The organism is Halorarum sp. SLYT50, assembly GCF_059821265.1.
The window spans coordinates 662,721-682,194 of sequence record NZ_CM187555.1; the positions used below are offsets into that span (position 1 = coordinate 662,721).

The following is a 19,474-nucleotide window of genomic DNA, read 5'->3' on the forward strand; positions in this document are numbered from 1 at the left end:
ACAGCGTGCATCCGTCTGACGGCGCAACGACAGGTGCATGGAGCGACGCAAGTTCATCAAGGCAGCGGGCGCCAGCACGGCTGGGCTCGCGTTTTCCGGCTGCATCGGCGGCGAAGAGAGTGAAGCGACGGAAGTCGCGGGCGGTGAAGGGACCACCGCGGGAGCCGAGCAGACGGCCACCGCGGCCGAGACGACCGCCGGCGACGAGACGACGTCCGGTGAGGAGACGACCTCCGGCGAAGAGACGACGTCCGGCGAGGACGTCCTCGCGGACGTCACCGGAGAGGTCGGGGAGACGCCCGCGAACCTCGATGTCACGAACCACGAACTGTACGAAGACCAGAGCGCGGTCGGACTACAGGGTACCGTCGAGAACACGGGCGACGAGGGATACTCGTACGTCGAGGCCCAGGTGACGCTACAGGACGACCAAGGGGACGTCCTCTACGAATTCTTCGACGAGACAGAGGAGGCGGACACCACGACCCTCCCGGCCGGCGAGTCGTGGGGCTTCGACGTCCTCTTCGAGGAAGCGGACGACCTCTCCGCCGTCACGGCGTACACGATCAACCTCAGCACGACGGGCTTCGGGACCGGGACCGGCACTGGCAACGCGACCGGGAACGAGAGCGACCTGTACGACGGCGTCACGGGTGAGATCGACCAGCAGGACCCGAACCTCGAGATCAGGAGCCACCAGCTCACCCGCGAGGAGTCGACCACCTTCGTCACCGGAACGGTCGAGAACGCCGGCGAGGAGGACATCGAGTCGGTCGAAGTGTCGGTGACGCTCTACGACGACGACGACAACGAACTGCTCGACTTCAACGACACCGTCGAAGAGGAGGAGGACGTCCAGCGACTGGCCCCCGGCGAGTCGTGGGACTTCCGGGTCCGGTTCCAGGACGTGGACATGCGGGAGGTCGCCCGGTACGTCATCAGCGCCGACAGCGACGTCGTCTGAGACGGGCAGTCCGGTTCGAAGCGGCGACCGTTCGGTTTTTTCACTGCGCGGCCAGACGCCGGCCGTCGGGCGGTCGAGCGGTTGGACGGGCCACCCATCGCCAGTCGCAACCGCGACTCGTACCGGAGGGAAGGCGCTTCCGGAGACCCCGGTCCATCCTCCCCGAGACGGTGAACTCGGCAGACGACGCAGGCGAGACTGCCCCGTCGCTCCGACTACTCGGACCGGGCCGGCGATTCGAGGTCGACCACCAGCGGGAGGTGGTCCGACGGGAACCGGCCGTCGGGCCGGAGGTCGGTCGCGGCCGCGTGCCCGGTGACTCGGGCGTCCTCGCTCACGAACACGTGGTCGATGCGCCCGCCGGGGACGAGCGACTCGAAGTCGGTGAACGTCGTCTCGGGGCCGTGGTGGGGGGTCTCGCAGACGTCTCCCGCCCGGACGAGCGGCGACGCGTCGCCCGCGAGTCGCCGGAGGGGGTCGGCGTCGGCGGGGCAGTTGAAGTCGCCGGTGAGGACGACCGTCGACGCGTCCGTCTCCTCGACCCGCGAACGGAGCAGGTCCGCGCTCTCGCGGCGCGCCCGCTCCCCTCTGTGGTCGAGGTGGGTGTTGAGGTGGACGACGTCCGCTCCGGTCGTCCGGTCGCGGAGGTGCGCGCGGGTCGCGACCCGCGGGCAGTCGGCGTCCCACCCTATCCCCGGTTCCTCGGGCGTCTCCGAGAGCCAGAACGTGTCGGTCCCGACGAGTTCGAACCGGTCGGAGCGATACGCGACGGGGGTGTACTCGTCCGACTCGGGCCCCTGCCGGCTCTCGCCCAGCCAGTCGTACGCCGGGAGCGCCTCGCGCAGGTCGGCCAACTGCCCGGCGAGGACCTCCTGCAGTCCGACGAGCGCCGGGCGGTGGAAGCGGAGCAGGCCGGCGACGGTCGGACGACGGTTCTCCCACGCGTCGGCGTCGTCGTCGAGTCCGGCGGCCCGGACGTTGTACGAGACGACCCGGAGGCCGGGGCGGTCGGTCACGCTACCGTCCCTCCCCGCCGGTGGGGCCGACTTCGGGCTGACCGCCGGAGGGTCCGCCGATGCCGTGGACGACGGCGTCGCCGCCGGCGTCGAACAGGTGGATGCGGTCGCGGTCGAGCGCGACCTCGACCGTCTCGCCGGAGTCGAGTTCGACGTCGGGTTCGACGCTCATCAGCAACTGGTCCGAGCGGCGCGCTCCCGTCTCCCCCTCGACGGTCGCCCCCTCCTCCTCGTCCTCGTCGAGGAGGAGGTAGACGAATATCTCGTCGCCCATCGGTTCGAGCACGTCGACCGTCGCCTCGACGGGCGCGGTCGCTCGTTCGACCGTCGCCGCCGTCTGCCGGAGGTAGATGTCCTCCGGGCGCACGCCGACCGTGATCGCGTCGCCGCCGGCGACCCCGACCGCCTCGGGGTCGAGCGCGATCGAGAAGTGGGGCGTCTCGACGCTGTCGGTCGTCACCTCCCCGTCGAGGAAGTTCATGCTCGGTGACCCGATGAACCCGGCGACGAACTCGTTGGCGGGTTCGTTGTAACAGACGAGCGGGGGGGCGAACTGCTGGAGTTCCCCCGTGTTGAGCACCGCGATGCGGTCGGACATCGTCATCGCCTCCGCCTGGTCGTGGGTGACGTAGACGATGGTCGTCTCCAGTTCGTCGTGGAGCCGCTGGAGCTCCGTCCGCATGTGGACGCGGAGTTTGGCGTCGAGGTTGGCGAGCGGTTCGTCCATCAGGAACACCTCCGGCTCGCGCACGATGGCGCGTCCGATGCCGACCCGTTGGCGCTGGCCGCCCGAGAGTTCGTCCGGCATCCGGTCGAGCATTCCCTCCAGCTGGAGGATTTCGGCCGCTCGCTGAACCCGGCGCTCGGTCTCGTCGCTGCTGAAGTCCCGCAGTCTGAGCCCGAAGCTGATGTTCTTCCGGACGTTCATGTGCGGGAACAGCGCGATGTTCTGGAACACCATCGAGATGTTCCGGTCCTTCGGCGGCAGGTTCGTCACCTCGCGCTCGGCGATGGTGACGCTCCCCTCGCTGGGGTTCGTGAGCCCGGCGACGATCTCGAGCGTCGTCGACTTCCCACAGCCCGAGGGGCCGACGAGCGTGACGAACTCGCCGTCCTCGACCTCCAGGTTCATGTCGTCGACCGCGACGACGTCCTCGTAGCGTTTCGTGATTCCGTCGAGTGTAACGTCTCCCATTGGTTCTGATTACTCCTTGAGTGCGCCGGACGTGAGTCCGCTGACAATCTTCTCCTGGGCGATGACGACGAGCACCGCGACGGGGATGACCCCGATGAGACTCGCCGCCGCCATCAGGTTGTAGTACTGCTGATACTGGCCTTGGTACCGGAGGATTCCCCAGACGATCGGGGCCCAGCTCTGTGGCTGTCCGTTGGTGAGGAGGAACGAGAAGAAGAACTCGTTGTAGATAGAGATGAACGTGAGCACGCCCGCGGTGGCGACGCCGGGCGCCGACAGGGGGATGATGACGCGGAACAGCGCGCCGACGCGCGTCGTCCCCTCGATGCGGGCGGCGTCCTCCAGGCCGTCGGGAATCTGGCTGTAGAACGTCGTGAGGATGAAGATGGCCAACGGCATGAACAGCGCGCTGAACGGCGTGATGAGCGCCGCCGGCGTGTTGAACCAGTCCGGGCTGTACACCGCGACGACTCCCGGGATGGTGAACAGGTGGACCCCGCCCGTGAAGTACCGGAACAGCGGGATTGCGAACGCCACCTGCGGGAAGTACGAGACGGCGAGCAGCAACACCAGCAGGACGCGCCGACCCCGGAACTCCAGCCGTCCGAACGCGTACCCGGCGAAGCTGGCGATGGTCAGCACGATGGCGGTCGTGACGAGCCCGATGATGATGCTGTTGGCCATGTACCGGTGGAACGGGACGAGCGTGAACATCTCGATGAACGCCCCGGGGTTGAACCCCTGCGGCACCGGGAGCGGGACCGGGACCCCGAACACCTGGAAGTCGATGTTGGAGACGTTCGACAGCGGCGTGAGCGCCAGCACGACGAGCCAGTAGAACGGGAACAGCGTGATGAGTAGGAACGACACGACGGCGAACGTGAACAGCGCGCGGTAGGCGGTCCACGGTCGCTCTATCGCCCGCTTCGCGGCCCGTTCGACGACGTTCCCCTCGCTCTCGCCGTCCTCGGAGACGGTCGCCATCAGATCCGACCCCCTTCGGCGTCGGCGAAGCCGGCGATGTACACCAGCGCGACGACGGCGACGATGCCGGCCGTGATGAACGCCAGCGCGGCGGCCGTCCCGTAGCGACCGGACCCCCGGAACGTCGTCACCACCAGACACGACAGCGACGGGAGCGTCGAGCAGCCGCCGCTCCCGCCGATGGTCCGGATGATACCGAAGATGCGCATCGACTGGATGGTCCGGAACAGCAGCGCGACGAGCAGCGTGGGCACCACCAACGGGAACGTGATGTACCGGAACCGCTGCCAGGCGCTCGCACCCGCGACCTTCCCCACCCGGTACAGTTCCCGGTCGATGCTCTGGAGGCCGGCGAGCACGAGCAACGCGATGAACGCCGACGTCTTCCACACGTCGGCCATGATGACCATGATGAGCAGGTCGATGCTGTTGATGAACGGCGTCTCCGAGAAGAGCCCGACGGCGTTCATCGCCTCCGTCCCGAAGCCGACGCTCGGGAGGAAGATGAGGTAGAATATCATCCCCTGGATGGCGATGGGCACCGCCCACGGGATGATGATGGCGACGCGCACCCACCGTCGACCGTAGAAATCCTTGTCGAGCACGAGCGCCATCCCGAACCCGATGATGAGCTCGAACGTGACAGCGACCGCCGTGTAGATGAGCGTCACCGGGAGCGCGCTCTGGAACGGCTGGTCGAGGTCGAGGAACGGCGCGCCGAGGATGGCGCTGAACTGCCCCGTGAGGATGCGGACGTAGTTGTCCAGACCGACGAACTCCCCGACGTAGCCCGACCCCGAGAGGTTGTCGGCGTGCAGCGACATCTGGAACGTCTCGAACAGCGGCCAGAGCGCGAACGCCCCGACGAGCGCGAACGCGGGCAGGAGCATCGCGTACGCGAACCGCTCTTCGGACATGTTCTCGACCCAGTAGGTGGGCGAGTAGCGCGGTGTCGTCGACCGCTCGGATTCGGTCGCCATGTCAGACGCTGTTCTCGAGCTGTTCGAGCGTATCCTTGAGCTGGCTCATTCCCTCGTCGGGCGACTGCTGGCCCGCGAGCACCGCGTTCACCCGCTCGGCGATGGCGGGCGACTGGTCCGGCCAGACGACCGTAACCGGCCGGGGGATAGCGTTCTCCCCGGCGATCTGGAGCGTCTCGGCGTACTCGCCCCAGACGGGGATGTCCCCGATCTGCTCTTGCCCCAGCGCGGCGGTGTCCGGTGGCAGGAGGTCCAGTTCGGTGAGCTGGAACTGCCGGAACGGGTCGGAGTCGATAGCCTCGAGCACCTGCAGCGCCGCACTTCGGTTCTCCGTGTTCGGGTTCAACACCATGTTCCACCCGCCGAGCGCGGCGGAAGTCCCGCCGAGCCCCTCGTACTGTGCCTCGCTCTGCGGGATGCCGTACGGGATGGGCATCACGCCGAGGTCGTCGCCGAACTCCTCGGCCGCCGGCGGCAGCGCGGACGGCCAGTAGCGCAGCGAGACCGAGTTGCCGTCGAGGAACTGCGTCTGGGACGGACCCTCCGTCCACTGGAGCGTGTTCGTGGGCGAGATGGACTGATAGCCCTCGAGGGCGTACTCGTCCTCCTGGCCGTTGATGAACGTCCGGCCCATCCGGAGCGCCTGAATCACCTGTTCGCCGTCGACGGTGACGGGCCGGTCGCCGACGGGGCCGAACAGCGTGTCTCGCCCGCCGAAGTACGCCCCACCCCACGACGACATCAGTTCGTTGAACGTACAGCACGACAGCCCGACGTAGTTGCTCCCCTGCCACGCGTAGCCGTAGTCCACGTCGCTGGCCTGCTCGTGGGTCTGACTGATGACCTGTGAGAACCGCTCCCACGACATCGGCTCGGTCGCCCAGTTCTCCTCGGTCGGGTTGAACCCCGCCTCCTCGACGAGGTCCTTCCGGTACTGGACCGTCGGCAGGCCGATCTGGTAGGGGACGCCGTAGAGGTTCCCGTCCTGTCCCGACGCCGCGTTGACGCTGGCGGCGAAGTAGTTCTCGGTGATCGACCGGACCTTGTCGTCGGGGAGCGCCTCGGTCAGGTTCGCTATCTGTCCCCGCTGGATGAACGGAATCGTCCACCCGCTGTCCATCCGCATGATGTCGGGCCTGGACCGGCCGGCCTGGAGCCACTGCCGGTACTGCGACTGGACGTCGCCCGAGAGGCCCGAGGTGGACAGGAACGTGACCTCGACGTTGTCGGGGAGTCCACCCTCGTGAAGTGCCTGCCTGAACCCCTCCTTGTGACCCTGCACGTCGGCGGTCGCGATCTCGATGGAGCCACCCTCGCCGCCGCCCGACTCGCCCGCGGTCGTGCCGCCGTTCCCGGTTCCGGCCTCGGTCGTCCCGCCGCCGCCCTCGGTTCCGGCGTCCGTCGCGTCGGCGTTCGGGTCCCGGGTCGAACACCCGGCGACCAGACCTGCCACGCCCGTCGCTCCCGCGACGCGGACGAACCGCCGCCGCGAGACGGGGGCGTTCGTTCTACCACTCTCACCGCTCCTGTCGGAGTCTCGACTATCGGAACTCACGCCAACGGGCTACACTACACAGACCCTTATATCCATGTTCCGTGTATTTACTGTTCGCAGACATCAAACCAGTTATAACTTCGACGACGGCCGGTCCACGAACGCGGCCGAACCGCCCCCTCGTCGCCTCCGGCGGGCGTTCGTCGTCGCTCGCGGCGTCTCGTCGAGGTATCCGGCCGGTGGGTCTCGAGGCAGCAATGCGGTAGATGACCCGCACACCGGTCGGGTCCGCCGCGAATTTCGCCGGAACGAACACCGGGCACTAAGCGTGGTGCCGACGGACTCGGGACCGTGTCACTCGAACTCGTGGGTCACCGCGGCTGTGCGAGGGAGTTCCCGGAGAACACGCTTCGCGCGCTGACCGAGAGCGCAGAGCGGCTCGACGCCGTGGAGTTCGACGTCCGGCGGTGCGGCTCGGGCGAACTGGTCGTCTTCCACGACGAACGGCTCGACCGGGTCACCGGCGTCGACGGTCGAGTGGGCGAGACGCCGTGGACCGTCCTGCGGGAACTCGACGTGCTCGGAACCGGCGAGCCCGTCCCCCTGTTCGACGACGTCCTCGACGCCGTTCCTGCGGACACGACGCTCCAGGTCGAACTGAAGCAGGTCGGCGTCGCGGGTGAGGTCGCCGCCGCACTGGCCGACGCCGGTCACGACGCGCGTGTCTCCTCGTTCCTGCCGGCGGCGCTGGCGGAGTTCGCCGCGACGGGTGCCGCGGTGCCGACCGGCTACCTCTTCGGCGGCCACCCCGACGCCCACCTCGAACTCGCGGCGCGCCTCGACTGTGCGAACGTCCACCCGCACGTCGACGACTGCGTCCGGACCGACGTGGTGTCGGCCGCGGCCGAACGCGGGTTCGGCGTGTTCGGGTGGGGCGTCGAGTCCCCGGCGGACGTCGACGCTGCGGCGACGGCGGGGGTCGACGGACTCACCGTCGACGCCGCCTGGTTCGGCTAGCAGAGGGCCGGGGCCCGGAAAGCTACTTCCCGGCCGCAGGTGAACCACGGACGAGATGGTGCCAACGGACGTCGACACGGACGAGGTGGTCCACGAACCCGACGAGGCGTTCGCGGCGGCCACGAACGTCCGACGGTTCATGCGGGAGTACGGCATCGACGGCTACGAGGAACTCGTGGAGCGGACGACGACGGACCTCCCGGGCGTCGAGGCGTCCGGAGTCGACTGGTTCTGGGACGAACTCGTCGAGTACCTCGGCATCGAGTTCGGCCAGCCGTACGACGCGGTCCGCGACACCGCGGAGCGAGGCTCCGCGAGCAACCGGACGCAGTCCGGTGACGACGCCGACGGTCCGCAGTTCACCGACTGGTACCCCGGCGGACGGCTCAACGTCGCGCACAACACGCTCGACCGGCACGCGGCCCCCGACGCGGCGACGCGCAACCGGGTAGCGTGCGTCTGGGAGGGCGAACCCGGCGACGAGCGGCACGTCACGTTCCACGACCTGCACCGGCAGGCGAACCGTGTCGCCAACTACCTCGACGCCGCTGGGGTCGAGACGGGCGACACCGTCGGGCTGTACATGCCGATGGTGCCGGAGGTCATCGCCATCCTCTACGGCTGTTTCAAGGCGGGTGCCATCGCGGTCCCGGTCTTCTCCGGGTTCGGAACCGACGCGGTCGCCACTCGCCTCGACGACGCCGGGTGTGCGGTCGTGTTCACCGGCGACGGCTTCTACCGCCGGGGGACCGAGGTGACGTTGAAGGACACGCTCGACGAGGCCATCGAGGAAGGGGGGGACGTCGAGCGCACCGTCGTCTACGAGCGACTGGGGAACGACCCATCGTGGCACGCGCGCGACGAGTGGTGGCACGAGGCGATGAGAGAGCAGTCGACGGAGTACGAGACGAAGTCGCTCCCGAGCGGGCAGGAGTCGATGCTGCTGTACTCGTCGGGGACGACGGGGACGCCGAAGGGCATCGTCCACACCCACGCGGGCGTCCTGATGCAGTGCGCGAAGGAGATACACTTCGGCTTCGACCAGAAGCCCGCGGACCGCTTCTTCTGGGTGTCGGACATCGGGTGGATGATGGGACCGTGGACGCTCGTGGGGAACCACGCGTTCGGCGGGACCGTCGTCATGTACGAGGGCGCGCCGGACCACCCCGGGCCGGACCGGTTCTGGGACATCGTCGAGCGCCACGGCGTCACGACGTTCGGCATCTCCCCGACCGCCATCCGCGCGCTCCGCAAACACGGGGAGGAACCGGTCGAGCGTCACGACCTCTCCAGCCTCAGGATACTGGGCTCGACCGGCGAGCCGTGGGACCCCGAGAGCTGGCTGTGGTTCTACGAACACGTCGGGGACGGCGAGTGCCCCATCATCAACATCTCGGGCGGGACGGAGATCTGCGGCTGTTTCCTCATGCCGATGCCCGACCAGCCGCTCAAACCCTGCACGCTCGGCGGGCCCGGCCTCGGGATGGACGTCGACATCGTCGACGAGGACGGCCGGTCCGTCGCGGACGACCACGAACGGGGGTACCTCGTCGCGCGCGACTCCTGCCCGAGTATGACCAAGAGCCTCTGGGAGGGCGACGAACGCTACCTCGAGGAGTACTGGTCGAAGTTCACCGACCCGCCCCTGTGGAACCACGGCGACTGGGCGCAGAAGGACGAGGACGGCTTCTGGTTCCTCCACGGCCGAGCGGACGACACGCTCAACGTCGCCGGGCGAAAGATCGGTCCGGCCGAAATCGAGTCGGTCCTCATCGACCACGCCGCGGTCAATCAGGCCGCCGCGGTCGGCGTCCCCGACGAGACGACGGGCACCGCCGTCGTCGCGTACGTCGTCCTCGAGGACGGCGTCGACCCGAGCGAGGAACTCGCGGCGGAGTTGCGCGAACTGGTGGGCGAGGAGCACGGCAAGCCGTTCCGCCCGCGCGAGGTGCTGTTCGTCGAGGGGTTCCCCAAGACCCAGTCGGGGAAGATACTCCGGCGCGCGCTGTCCGCGGTGTACGCCGGCGAGGACCCGGGCGACCTCTCGTCGATGGAGAATCCCGAGGCGTTGGAGCAACTGCGCGAGGCGTCCTGACCGGGGAGAGCCCCCACTCGTCCGATCAGCGTACCGAACCGACGCCCCCGTCGGTCGTTCGCGTGGGTCGAGCGGTCCGACTACCCCCGTCCGCCCTCGGCTACAGCGACACCTCGGAGAGCGTCAGCGTCGACACGCCCGCAGCCCCGGCCTCCACGCCGTCCGCCGTGACCGCGGCAGTCGCCCCGGACGCGCCGACCGCTTCCGCCTCCCCCGACGCGGCCGGGAGATGAACGGCACCCCCCACGAGTAACGGTGCGAGGACGCCCGCCGCGACGGCCCGCGGGTCCGAGAGCGGCGCGGCGAGCACCACCCGCGACCCGGCGTCGAGTCCGAGCGCCGTCGCGGCCTCGTCCGCCGCACCGAGGAGCGCCGCGTGGCTGTACGTCTCTCCGTCGGCCGCGAGCACCGGCGCCTCGGGGTCGTGGTCGGTCGGCGGGAACGCGGGGTTCTCGCTCCAGACGTCCGTCTCCCAGTGGGTCGTCCCGGCGCTCTCGGGCGCGTCACCGAACACGAGGAGCCGTGACCCCCCCGGGAGGTCGTCGAACGCTCCCTCGCGGACCGCGTCGACGACGACGGCGCGCGCGTCGGTCCCGGGCGCCGCGTCGAAGGAGGCAGTCGCGCCGAGCAGGGCGGTCCCGAAGAACGCGAGGAGCGGTTGCGTGACGGCGCGCGCCTCGACAGCGACGCGCGACCCCTCGTGAACTCCGAGGTGTCGGAGCACGTTTCCCACCTTGTACGCGGTCGTACAGAACTCGGCGTAGCTGTGGGCGCGGTCCCGTCGCGCGTCGTACACCGCCGGGCGGTCGCTCCGGCGCTCCCGGGCGACCAGGTCGGCGACGGCCGTCGCGTCGACCGGCGTCACCGGTCGGTCAGTCATACACGGGAGAGGGCGGCCGACGGACAAGAGTCCCGCGCTCGCGGGGACGAGCGTTCCCGCCGAGTCACCGACGCCGCACGAGCAGCCCACCGAGACAGAACGCGACGAGGGCGACGACGACACCGAACCCCGAGACGTCGGCGGTAGAGGACGATGGTGCGGGGCTCGACGCCGAGACGTTCATCGACGTGAGCGCGCCGACGCCCGTCTCGCGCCACGTCGCCGCTCGTCCACTCGTCTCGTCGGCGGTCGAACTACTCACCTCGTTCGGCATCAGCAACCGGTACTCGACGACGAGGTCCTCGAAGTACTGTGTTCGTCCCTCGGAGACGGTGTTCTCTTCGAGAAGCGTGGTGTCGCGGTAGCGAAGCACACCGTCGGAGACGCTCGTGTTCACGCTCGAGAGGTTATCCACGGCCACGTCCGTCGCCACGAGACGCATCGTCACCTCGCCGCCCGAGACGTTCGTGGACGACTCCACGTTCGACTCGGCAACCCCGACCTGGGAGACGAGATTCGCGGTGAAGTCGTCGTACCCGTTGTTCTCCGCCCCCTCGCTCAGGAGGTCGTACGTGGTCGCGGAGGTGTTGATCTCCACCTCGTAGCGGGCGACCGTCTCGGCGTCTTCCACCTCGCTCGTCACCGTGACCGTCGCGCACCCGGAGAGTCCGACGAGACACGCGAGCACGACCGCGACCGCCAGCCGACGGCGTGTGCGTTTCACGCGCTGTCGTTCGAAGTAAAGTGTGTTAACGCTACTGTTACCGCGTGGCGACTCGCTCGCGGGGCAGTGGTCCGGCCGACTACGGCGCGCCCGCGACGACGAGCGTGCTCTCCTCGCTCGTGTGGAGCCGTCGGGTGGCGTCGGGCGAGACGCGTACCGCGTCGCCCGGTGACAGCGAGACCGTCTCGTCGTCGACGTCGAGACGCCCCGCACCGGAGACGAGGTAGTAGACCTCCTCGTGGTCGCGGTCGGCGTGGTCGTGTTCCATCCCGCTCCAGTCGGCGTCCGCCTCGACGACGGTGAACCCGAAATTCTCACAGTCCAGCGGGTCGCGCATGAAGCGCAGCGGTCCGTTCGGGTCCACGTCGTCGACGTTCACGTGCGTGTGAGACATCCAGCCGGTCGAACACACGCCAGGGCCTTGATGAAACGGGCGTTTCAGAAACCGTTTTGTGACCGTCCGTCGTCACGACGGCCGTGAGTCGCCCTCCACTCCCCTCCGTCCGCGAGCGCGCGGCGTTCGCGTTGTCGTGGCTCCGCGGCGCCGCGGGCACGTGGTGTCTCTCGCTCGTCTACCTCGCCCTCGTGGCCGGCGTCAGTTTCCCCGTCGTCGTCGGGACGGTGACGGGCGCCTTCTGGCTCTGGTCGCGGGTGGCGCTCGGTCCCGTCGCCGGGTTCCTCTACTTCCTCGCCATCGGTGCCGTCGTGATGGTCGAGTTCACGCTCCTGCGACCGCTGATGGACGCCGCCGGTGTCCTCATCCTCCGACCCGAGTCGCAGTGACCGGCCGCCGTACGGTGATAGCTTTCTATATACGTACCAGATTAAGACTATTAGATACGGAAAATAGGGAAAGAAGCCGGAAAAAGAATACCAGTCCGACGGGCATCGGTGGGAGTGCGTGGTCGACACGCACCAACCATGAGCGACCAAGACCGGACCCCCGAGACGGAACAGGACAGGCCCGCACCCGAGACAGCCATGAACACGGCGCTCGACCTCGGACGCCGCGGCTTCATGGGCGCGGCGGTCGCCGGACTCGGCGCCGCCTTCGGCATGGGGCAGGTCTCCGCCGACCACGGCGGCGACCCGACCATCCCGGACATCCTCAACTACGCGCTCACGCTGGAGCGACTGGAGGCGGCCTACTACGAGGGCGGACTCGCGTCGAGCGGCGGGACGTTCTCCGAACAGGAGGTCGAGACGTCCGAGGTGGCGAAGTACTTCGACCGGCCGACGCTTCGGTACTCCACCTACCAGCAGTTGGAGGACGTCCGCGACCACGAGAGATACCACGTCACGGCGCTCGAGAACACCCTCGACTCCATGGACGCGGAGATCACCGCGCCGTCGATGGACGACTTCGTCCTCCCGGACGGGGTGTACGACAGCGTGGAGAACTTCGTCGGGTTCGCGCAGGTCGCCGAGGACCTCGGCGTCTCCGCGTACGCGGGTGCGGCCCCCTACCTCGCGAAGGCAGAACTCGACGCGACGGGCGGCAACGTGATGGACCTGCAGTTGACCCCCATCGCGCTGGGTATCCACAGCATCGAGGCGCGCCACGCCAGCTACCTCCGCACCCTGAACCTCAAGCGCGGATGGCCGTTCGGCACCGACGAGAACCTCGCTGACGTCGCCGTCGACGATCCCCGCACGATGCAGGAAGTGCTGGAGATCGCCGGACAGTACGTCGACGGCTGAATCCGGCAGCCGCACCGAGCGGGCCGGACCCAGTTCCCCACCACGGCCCCGGACCGAGCGCGGACCCAGGGAGTCCGTCTCAGTCCGCCCGTCGAAGCATCCGCCTGACCGTCTCCTCCACGGAGTGGGTCGGGTCGACCCCGAGCGATTCGGTCGCCGCCGTGTCGACCGTGAAGTTCTCCGGCCCCTCCGCCGCCCGCGGGTTCTCGACGAGTTCGATGTCGACGTCCACCCCGCAGACGTCGCGCGCGGCCGCCCGCACCGTCTCCGCGACGTCCATGACGCTCAGGCACTCCCCGCTCCCGAGCACCAGTTCTTCGGCCCCCGGTTCGGCGTCCGCGGCGGCGTCGAGCACCGTCACGTACGCGCGGGCCACGTCGGCGACGTGGACGAAGTCGTACATCTGCGACCCCGGTTCGTGGACCCGCAGCGTCTCTCCCCGCAGCGCCCGGTTGACGAAGATGTTCGTGACGACGTTCTTGTCGACCCGCGTGCCGCCGACGTAGTGGTCGCCGTAGAGGTTGGCCTGCAGCAGCGTCCGGGCGGGGAACGACTCCGCCGCGAGCCAGCGGAGGTCGTCCTCGCTCATCGCCTTCGTCCGCCCGTAGAGGTTCCGCGGGTTCCGCGGGTGGGCGGCCGAGATGGGGAACTCGACCGGCGGTCCGAGCGCCGCGACGCTGCCGGCGAACACCAGCGGGAGTCCCCGCTCCCGGCAGAGCCACGCGACGTTCTCGGTTCCGACGACGTTGACGTCGAACGCCCGCTCCGGGTCCTCGCTGCACGCCGGGATTCCGCTCACGGCCGCGAGGTGCGCGACCGCGTCGACCCCCTCGAAGGCGGAGCGCAGCGCCTCCCGGTCGCGCACGTCAGCCTCGACGATTGGCGCCCCGTCGAGCGACTCCACCTGTGCGGCGCTGAAATCGTCGACCGCGACCACGTCGTGGCCCGCCGCCAGGAACTCCTCGGCGACGAGCGACCCGATGTACCCACCGGCCCCGGTGACCCCAACAGAGTACGTCTCCATCAGTCTCGCCGATGAAACGGGAGCGCATAAATTCCGGTGTCACTCTGGAGGCAAGAACCCGCCACCGACCCCGACTGCGTCCGACTCGGTCGACTCAGACACCGACTACTTATCCGGGGGTCGGGTGAAGGGGGTCGCATGGACGCTGGGAGTCGAACGGCGTCGGGGGGAGAGCCGTCGGTGCTCGTGGTCGCCGACTTCACGGGCAACCTCGGGAAGGTCGACCGCCACGTCGGACCGCTGACGGCCGTCGCCGACGTGACGATGGTGTCCATCACGGCCCCGGACGACCCGGGCGACGTCCGGTTCAGGACCGTTCCCTCGACCGGGGTCCGCCCGCTCGACCTGCTGTCGATGTTCGCGCTGGCACTCGTCGCGGGCGTCCGGGGGGAGTACGACGCGGTCGCCTCGTTCTCGCTGTTCCCGCACGGCTGCTTCGCGCTGGCGGTCGGCGCGCTCACCGGCCGGCCCGCCCACCTCGGCATCATCGGCATGGACGTCGACGTCCACGCGCAGGCGTGGTACGCCCCGGTCGTCGTCCGCCTCATGCGCGCGTTCGACGTGGTGACCGTCCCCGGGACCGCGTACGAGGAGGAACTCCACCATCTCGGCGTCCCGGCCGGGCGGACCGCCGTGCTCGTCAACCCCATTCCCGTCGAGGAGTACCGCCCGCCCGACGACCCCGCCGACGAGCGACCGTACGACTACCTCTGGGTCGGCCGGTTGAGCGCCGAGAAGAACCCGCTCCGGTACGTCGAGACGCTCGCCCGCCTCGCCGAGCGAGGACGGGAGTTCGACGCCGCCCTCGTCGGCGACGGCTCGCTCCGCGCGGAGGTGGAGACGGCCGTCGCCCGTCACGGACTCGGCGACCGGGTCGATCTGGTGGGGTGGGTCGACGACCCGCGGGAGTACTACCGCCGCTCGCGCGTCTTCGTCCTCACCTCGGACCGCGACGCGCTCCCGCTCACGCTGCTGGAGGCGATGGCGACGGGCGTCGTCCCCGTCGTGCCCGAGTTGGGGAACGTCCGCGACGTCGCCCGCGACGGCGAGAACGCGCTGGTGGTCCCCGCCTCGGACCCGGACCTGCTCGCGGACGCGCTCGACCGACTGGCGTCGGACCCCGACCTGTACCGGCGGCTCGCCGCGGCCGCGCCCGAGGTGCGGTCGGCCGTCTCCTACGACGCCGCGACGGACGACTGGCGGGACGCGCTCGCGCGGATGGGCGTCCACGTTCCGGCCGCGGGGTGAGCGCTCGGAGCGGGGGAGGCGGCGCCGCTACAGCGTCAGCCCGCGAACCGAGACGTCGTTGCCATCCGTCACTTCGCCGACGACGCGCCCGTCGGTCGCGCCCGCGAGCGCGTCCGCGTCGGCCTGCGGGAGCGCGGCGACGAACCCCGTCCCCATGTTGAAGGTGCGGTGCATCTCCTCGTCGGTCACGTTCCCCTCCGACTGGACGAACCCGAACACGTCGTGGGCGGGCCACGGGTCCGTGATTCGGTACTGGTGCTCGCCGAGGCGTTCGAGGTTCGTCCACCCGCCGCCGGTGACGTGGGCGGCCCCGCGGACGCCGTGTTCGCGCATCGGCCCGAGCAGGTCGGCGTAGATGCGCGTCGGCTCCAAGAGCGCCGCGCCGAGCGTGTCGTACCCGCCGAACGGACAGGGGTCGGTGTACGCGTGCTCTCGCGTGACCGCCTCGCGCGCGAGCGTCAGCCCGTTCGAGTGGATGCCCGACGAGGGCCAGCCGACGAGCGCGTCCCCCGGCCGCGCGCGTCCCTCGAACACGGCCCCCTTGGCGGCGAGGCCCGCGCAGGTGCCCGCGAGGTCCAGTCCCCGGACCACTTCGGGCATGACCGCCGTCTCCCCCCCGACGAGTTCGACGCCCGCGCGCTCGGCGCCCTCCCGGAGCCCCGCGCCGACCTGCTCCGCGAACGTCTCGTCGGGGTCGTCGACCGCGAGGTAGTCGACGAACGCGACGGGGTCGACGCCGGCGGCCACGAGGTCGTTCGCGTTCATGGCGATGCAGTCGATGCCGACCGTCGAGTAGTCCGAGAGCGCCTCCGCCACCAGGAGTTTGGTCCCGACGCCGTCGGTCGCCAGCGCGAGGTAGCGGTCGCCGATGTCGAGCAGACCGGCGTAGTCGCCCTCCCCCTCGCTCTCGCCGACGGCCGAGACGAGCGCCGCCGTGGCCGCCTCGCTGGCAGCGATGTCGACGCCCGCGTCGGCGTAGGTGAGTCCCTCGTCCTCCCCGGTCGTCTCTGTCTCCTCCGTCTCCTCGGACGCCTCGCTCCCGTCCGCGTCGTCGGTCATACGCGCGGAGGGGTGGCGCCCGGGGAAAAACGCACCGAACCCCGGCGTCGAGCGGAGTCGACGGGCTACGGCGACTCGTCGAGCGGCACGTCCACGAGCGTGAGTTCGTCGCTCGACACCGCCGCGAGCGCGTCGTCGACGGCGTCGAGCGACCGCGCGCGGACCGCCTCGACGCCGAAGCTCTCGGCGAACGTCACGAGGTCCGGGTTGCCCAACCGGGTGCCGAACGACTCCCCGCGACCCTCCTCCTGTTTCTCCGAGATGAGGCCGTAGTCGTCGTCGCGGAACACGACGACGGTGAACGAGCAGTCGAGTCGCGCCGCAGTCTCCAGTTCCGCGGCGTTCATGAGGAAGCCGCCGTCGCCGGTGCCGACGACGACGTTCGCGTCGACGGCCAGGTCGGCCGCCAGTCCCCCCGGGACGCCGATGCCCATGCTCGCCAGCCCGTTCGAGATGACGCACCGGCCCGGTTCGTACACCGGGAACCGCCGCGCGATGGCCATCTTGTGGCTCCCCACGTCCGAGACGAGCACGTCCTCGTCGGCCATCGCCTCGCGGAGCAGCGGGAGGACGTTCGCCACCGTCACGGGGTCGTCGGCGTCCGGCCGGCGGGTGGCGTGGTCGTACACCCGCTCGTGGGCGTCGGCGCACCACGGCTCCCACTCGCTCCCGACGGCGTCCGCCAGGTCGGCGAGCGCCGTCGAGGGGTCCGCGACCACCTCCACGTCCGGGTTGTAGTGCTCGTACACCTCGGCGGGTTCGGCGTCGAGGTGGACCACCGCCTTGTCGCCCTCGGGGTTCCACCCCTCGGGGTCGTGCTCGGCGATGTCGTACCCGACGGCGAGCACGCAGTCCGCCTCCTCTACCGCGCCGCCGGCGTCGGCGTTCGGCCCGGAGTCGAGCGTCATCAGCGAGCGCTCGTCCCGGTCGGGGAGCGCGCCCTTCCCCATGTACGTGGAGACGACGGGCATCCCGGTGGTCTCGACGAACTCGTCGAGGGCGGTGGCCGCGTCCGCCCGGACCGCGCCGTTGCCCGCGAGCACGATGGGCCGCTCCGATTCCGAGAGCGCCGCGACGGCGTCCGCGAGCGCCCCGGCGTTCGGCGACGGGCGGGCCACGGGCCGCCGGACCGGGAGCGGGTTCCCGTCTATCTCCTCGGCGGCGACGTCCTCGGGGAGTTCGAGGTGGGTCGCGCCGGGCTTCTCGTACTCGGCGACCTTGAACGCCTTCCGGACGGACTCGGCGACGCCCGCGGCGTCCGAGAGCTGAGCGTTCCACTTCACGACCGGTTCGAACGCGTCGACGACGTCGAGTTTCTGGTGGCTCTCCTTGTTCAGCCGTTCGCGCCCCCCCTGTCCGGTGATGGCGACCAGCGGCGACTTGTCGAGGTGCGCGTCGGCGACGCCGGTGATGAGGTTCGTCGCCCCCGGCCCGAGCGTGGCGAGACAGACGCCCGCCTCCCCCGTCAGCCGCCCGTGGACGTCGGCCATGAACGCCGCCCCCTGCTCGTGGCGGACCGGGATGAACTCCACGCTCGAGTCGCGCAGCGAGAAGAGGAGGTCCTCCAGTTCCTCGCCCGGGAGGCCGAAGACGTACTCGACGCCCTCCGCCTCCAGACACGCCACGACGAGGTCCGATACCTGCATCACTCGCCCCCGTTCCCGTCGCCGTCTCCGCTCCCGTCCTCGCCGACCCCGTGCTGGACCCAGACGGTCTTCCGGTTCACGAACTCGTGGATGCCCTCGCGGGCCAGTTCCCGGCCGTAGCCCGACCGCTTGACGCCGCCGAACGGGACGCGCGGGTCCGACGCGACGATCGAGTTGACGAACGCCAGCCCGGACTCGAACTCGCGGGCGAACCGCTCGCCGCGCTCCAGGTCGTCGGTCCAGACGGACGCGCCGAGGCCGAACTTCGTGTCGTTCGCCAGTTCGACCGCCTCCTCGTCGCTCGACACTTCGAACAGCGCCGCGACGGGACCGAACACCTCCTCGTCGCGGGCGGGCGTCCCCTCGGGGACGCTCTCGAGCACCGTGGGGGGGTAGTACGCCCCCTCGCGGTCCGACGGCTCGCCGCCCGTGAGCAGGTCCGCGCCCGCCTCCACCGTCTCCTCGACCTGTTCGTGGAGGTCCTCCATCAGGTCCTGCTGGGCCTGCGGGCCGACGTCGGTGTCCTCGTCGAGGGGGTCGCCGACCGTCAGCGCCTCCATCTCCTCGACGAACCGCTCCCTGAACTCGTCGTACACGTCCTCGTGGACGATGAACCGCTTCGCCGCGATGCACGACTCGCCGTTGTTCTGGGTGCGACCGTACACCGCCTGTTCGACCGTCTCCTCCATCGGCGCGTCGTCGAGGACGACGAACGGGTCCGACCCGCCGAGTTCCAGCACCGTCTTCTTCGCCTCCCCGCCGGCCGTCGCCGCGACGGCCTCGCCCGCCGCGTTGCTCCCGGTGAGCGTCGCCGCGCGGCAACGCTCGTCGGTGAGGACGGACTCGACGGTGTCGGAGTGAATCAGCAGCGTCTGGAACGCCCCCTCCGGGAAGCCGGCGTCCGCGAGCACCTCCTCGATGGCGAGCGCGCAGCCGGAGACGTTCGAGGCGTGTTTGAGCAGGCCGACGTTGCCCGCCGCGAGGTTCGGGGCGGCGAATCGGAACACCTGCCAGAACGGGAAGTTCCACGGCATCACCGCGAGCACCGGCCCTAGCGGCTCGTAGCTCACGAACGCGCGGGCGTCCTGGTCGACGCCGACGACCTCGTCCTGGAGGTGTTCGTCCGCCGTCTCGGCGTAGTACTCGCAGGCCCACGCGCACTTCTCGACCTCCGCGCGCGCCTGGTCGAGCGGCTTGCCCATCTCGCGGACCATCAACTCGGCGTACTCGTCGGTCCGGTCCCGGAGGAGCGACGCCGCCTCCGACAGCCGTTCCTGCCGGTGGGGGACGGACGTCTCGCGCCACGACTCGAACGTCTCCGTCGCGCGGTCGAGCGCCGCGTCCACCTCCTCGTCGGTGTGCTCCTCGTACGTCTCGACGGTCTCGCCGGTCGCCGGGTTGAGACTCTCCATGGTGTGGAGACTCGCCCGAGAACCCGGTTACGTT

The 19,474-nt window shown here is 69.7% G+C and carries 18 protein-coding genes; 6 read left to right on the top strand and 12 right to left on the bottom strand.

What is annotated here, in order from left to right; genetic code table 11:
- Positions 1-37: 37 nt before the first annotated feature.
- Entirely contained in the window at positions 38-964 is a 927-nt protein-coding gene (locus AC6RUA_RS03475) for an FxLYD domain-containing protein (protein WP_499814550.1), read from the top strand.
- A 215-nt stretch (positions 965-1,179) separates the two neighbouring features.
- Here the strand turns inward: AC6RUA_RS03475 and AC6RUA_RS03480 are convergent, their stop codons facing one another.
- From AC6RUA_RS03480 to AC6RUA_RS03500, 5 genes are read right to left on the bottom strand one after another with little or no spacing between them, the layout of a single operon-like run.
- Entirely contained in the window at positions 1,180-1,980 is an 801-nt protein-coding gene (locus AC6RUA_RS03480; RefSeq protein WP_499814551.1) for an endonuclease/exonuclease/phosphatase family protein, read from the bottom strand.
- Between the two features lies 1 nt (position 1,981).
- Positions 1,982-3,175, bottom strand: a complete 1,194-nt coding sequence (locus AC6RUA_RS03485; protein ID WP_499814552.1) for an ABC transporter ATP-binding protein — start codon at positions 3,173-3,175, stop codon at positions 1,982-1,984.
- A 9-nt stretch (positions 3,176-3,184) separates the two neighbouring features.
- On the bottom strand, positions 3,185-4,159 hold the full coding sequence (locus tag AC6RUA_RS03490; RefSeq protein ID WP_499814553.1) for a carbohydrate ABC transporter permease: 975 nt from the start codon (positions 4,157-4,159) through the stop codon (positions 3,185-3,187).
- Entirely contained in the window at positions 4,159-5,139 is a 981-nt protein-coding gene (locus AC6RUA_RS03495) for a carbohydrate ABC transporter permease (RefSeq protein ID WP_499814554.1), read from the bottom strand. Before AC6RUA_RS03495 ends, AC6RUA_RS03490 begins: the two co-directional genes overlap by 1 nt.
- A 1-nt stretch (position 5,140) precedes the next feature.
- The gene (locus tag AC6RUA_RS03500) at positions 5,141-6,592 is read right to left on the bottom strand and encodes an extracellular solute-binding protein (protein WP_499814555.1); all 1,452 of its coding nucleotides are present in this window, start codon (positions 6,590-6,592) and stop codon (positions 5,141-5,143) included.
- Positions 6,593-6,985: 393 nt separating this feature from the next.
- Between AC6RUA_RS03500 and AC6RUA_RS03505 the strand changes: the two genes are divergently transcribed.
- Together AC6RUA_RS03505 and AC6RUA_RS03510 are read left to right on the top strand one after the other, a co-directional pair.
- Positions 6,986-7,651 (top strand): glycerophosphodiester phosphodiesterase, encoded by a 666-nt coding sequence (locus AC6RUA_RS03505; protein ID WP_499814556.1) that lies wholly within the window; start codon positions 6,986-6,988, stop codon positions 7,649-7,651.
- 55 nt (positions 7,652-7,706) lie between these two features.
- Positions 7,707-9,746, top strand: coding sequence for an AMP-binding protein (locus tag AC6RUA_RS03510; protein WP_499814557.1), 2,040 nt, complete (start codon positions 7,707-7,709; stop codon positions 9,744-9,746).
- A gap of 100 nt (positions 9,747-9,846) precedes the next feature.
- Here AC6RUA_RS03510 and AC6RUA_RS03515 read toward each other — a convergent pair whose 3' ends face one another.
- The 3 genes from AC6RUA_RS03515 to AC6RUA_RS03525 form a co-directional block, all read right to left on the bottom strand.
- Positions 9,847-10,626 carry an AMP-binding protein gene (locus AC6RUA_RS03515; protein WP_499814558.1) on the bottom strand — a complete coding sequence of 260 codons (780 nt, stop codon included), beginning with the start codon at positions 10,624-10,626 and terminating at the stop codon, positions 9,847-9,849.
- A 64-nt stretch (positions 10,627-10,690) separates the two neighbouring features.
- Positions 10,691-11,350 (bottom strand): hypothetical protein, encoded by a 660-nt coding sequence (locus AC6RUA_RS03520; RefSeq protein WP_499814559.1) that lies wholly within the window; start codon positions 11,348-11,350, stop codon positions 10,691-10,693.
- A 79-nt stretch (positions 11,351-11,429) separates the two neighbouring features.
- Positions 11,430-11,744, bottom strand: coding sequence for a cupin domain-containing protein (locus tag AC6RUA_RS03525; RefSeq protein WP_499814560.1), 315 nt, complete (start codon positions 11,742-11,744; stop codon positions 11,430-11,432).
- Positions 11,745-11,827: 83 nt separating this feature from the next.
- On the opposite strand from AC6RUA_RS03525, the gene AC6RUA_RS03530 reads away from it, so the two are divergent.
- Complete coding sequence (locus AC6RUA_RS03530) at positions 11,828-12,133, top strand: hypothetical protein (protein WP_499814561.1); 306 nt, start codon at positions 11,828-11,830, stop codon at positions 12,131-12,133.
- Between the two features lie 138 nt (positions 12,134-12,271).
- A complete protein-coding gene (locus tag AC6RUA_RS03535) occupies positions 12,272-13,051 on the top strand; it encodes a ferritin-like domain-containing protein (RefSeq protein WP_499814562.1) in 780 nt (259 codons plus the stop codon).
- A gap of 79 nt (positions 13,052-13,130) precedes the next feature.
- On the opposite strand, the gene AC6RUA_RS03540 is transcribed toward AC6RUA_RS03535, so the two are convergent.
- The gene (locus AC6RUA_RS03540; protein WP_499814563.1) at positions 13,131-14,075 is read right to left on the bottom strand and encodes an NAD-dependent epimerase/dehydratase family protein; all 945 of its coding nucleotides are present in this window, start codon (positions 14,073-14,075) and stop codon (positions 13,131-13,133) included.
- 138 nt (positions 14,076-14,213) lie between these two features.
- Here AC6RUA_RS03540 and AC6RUA_RS03545 point away from each other — a divergent pair, with 138 nt between their 5' ends.
- Positions 14,214-15,323, top strand: a complete 1,110-nt coding sequence (locus AC6RUA_RS03545) for a glycosyltransferase family 4 protein (RefSeq protein ID WP_499814564.1) — start codon at positions 14,214-14,216, stop codon at positions 15,321-15,323.
- Between the two features lie 27 nt (positions 15,324-15,350).
- On the opposite strand, the gene purM is transcribed toward AC6RUA_RS03545, so the two are convergent.
- From purM to AC6RUA_RS03560, 3 genes are all read right to left on the bottom strand, one after another.
- The gene (gene purM, locus AC6RUA_RS03550; RefSeq protein WP_499814565.1) at positions 15,351-16,382 is read right to left on the bottom strand and encodes a phosphoribosylformylglycinamidine cyclo-ligase; all 1,032 of its coding nucleotides are present in this window, start codon (positions 16,380-16,382) and stop codon (positions 15,351-15,353) included.
- A gap of 65 nt (positions 16,383-16,447) precedes the next feature.
- Complete coding sequence (locus AC6RUA_RS03555) at positions 16,448-18,028, bottom strand: acetolactate synthase large subunit (RefSeq protein ID WP_499814566.1); 1,581 nt, start codon at positions 18,026-18,028, stop codon at positions 16,448-16,450.
- The gene (locus tag AC6RUA_RS03560; protein ID WP_499814567.1) at positions 18,028-19,440 is read right to left on the bottom strand and encodes an NAD-dependent succinate-semialdehyde dehydrogenase; all 1,413 of its coding nucleotides are present in this window, start codon (positions 19,438-19,440) and stop codon (positions 18,028-18,030) included. Before AC6RUA_RS03560 ends, AC6RUA_RS03555 begins: the two co-directional genes overlap by 1 nt.
- Positions 19,441-19,474: the final 34 nt, after the last annotated feature.

Bases quoted from the DNA above. Each gene is read 5' to 3' on its own strand.
- AC6RUA_RS03475 (WP_499814550.1), top strand. From the start codon at position 38: ATGGAGCGACGCAAGTTCATCAAGGCAGCGGGCGCCAGCACGGCTGGG.
- AC6RUA_RS03485 (WP_499814552.1), bottom strand. From the start codon at position 3,175: ATGGGAGACGTTACACTCGACGGAATCACGAAACGCTACGAGGACGTC.
- AC6RUA_RS03490 (WP_499814553.1), bottom strand. From the start codon at position 4,159: ATGGCGACCGTCTCCGAGGACGGCGAGAGCGAGGGGAACGTCGTCGAA.
- AC6RUA_RS03495 (WP_499814554.1), bottom strand. From the start codon at position 5,139: ATGGCGACCGAATCCGAGCGGTCGACGACACCGCGCTACTCGCCCACC.
- AC6RUA_RS03510 (WP_499814557.1), top strand. From the start codon at position 7,707: ATGGTGCCAACGGACGTCGACACGGACGAGGTGGTCCACGAACCCGAC.
- AC6RUA_RS03515 (WP_499814558.1), bottom strand. From the start codon at position 10,626: ATGACTGACCGACCGGTGACGCCGGTCGACGCGACGGCCGTCGCCGAC.
- AC6RUA_RS03525 (WP_499814560.1), bottom strand. From the start codon at position 11,744: ATGTCTCACACGCACGTGAACGTCGACGACGTGGACCCGAACGGACCG.
- AC6RUA_RS03535 (WP_499814562.1), top strand. From the start codon at position 12,272: ATGAGCGACCAAGACCGGACCCCCGAGACGGAACAGGACAGGCCCGCA.
- AC6RUA_RS03540 (WP_499814563.1), bottom strand. From the start codon at position 14,075: ATGGAGACGTACTCTGTTGGGGTCACCGGGGCCGGTGGGTACATCGGG.
- AC6RUA_RS03545 (WP_499814564.1), top strand. From the start codon at position 14,214: ATGGACGCTGGGAGTCGAACGGCGTCGGGGGGAGAGCCGTCGGTGCTC.
- purM (WP_499814565.1), bottom strand. From the start codon at position 16,382: ATGACCGACGACGCGGACGGGAGCGAGGCGTCCGAGGAGACGGAGGAG.
- AC6RUA_RS03555 (WP_499814566.1), bottom strand. From the start codon at position 18,028: ATGCAGGTATCGGACCTCGTCGTGGCGTGTCTGGAGGCGGAGGGCGTC.
- AC6RUA_RS03560 (WP_499814567.1), bottom strand. From the start codon at position 19,440: ATGGAGAGTCTCAACCCGGCGACCGGCGAGACCGTCGAGACGTACGAG.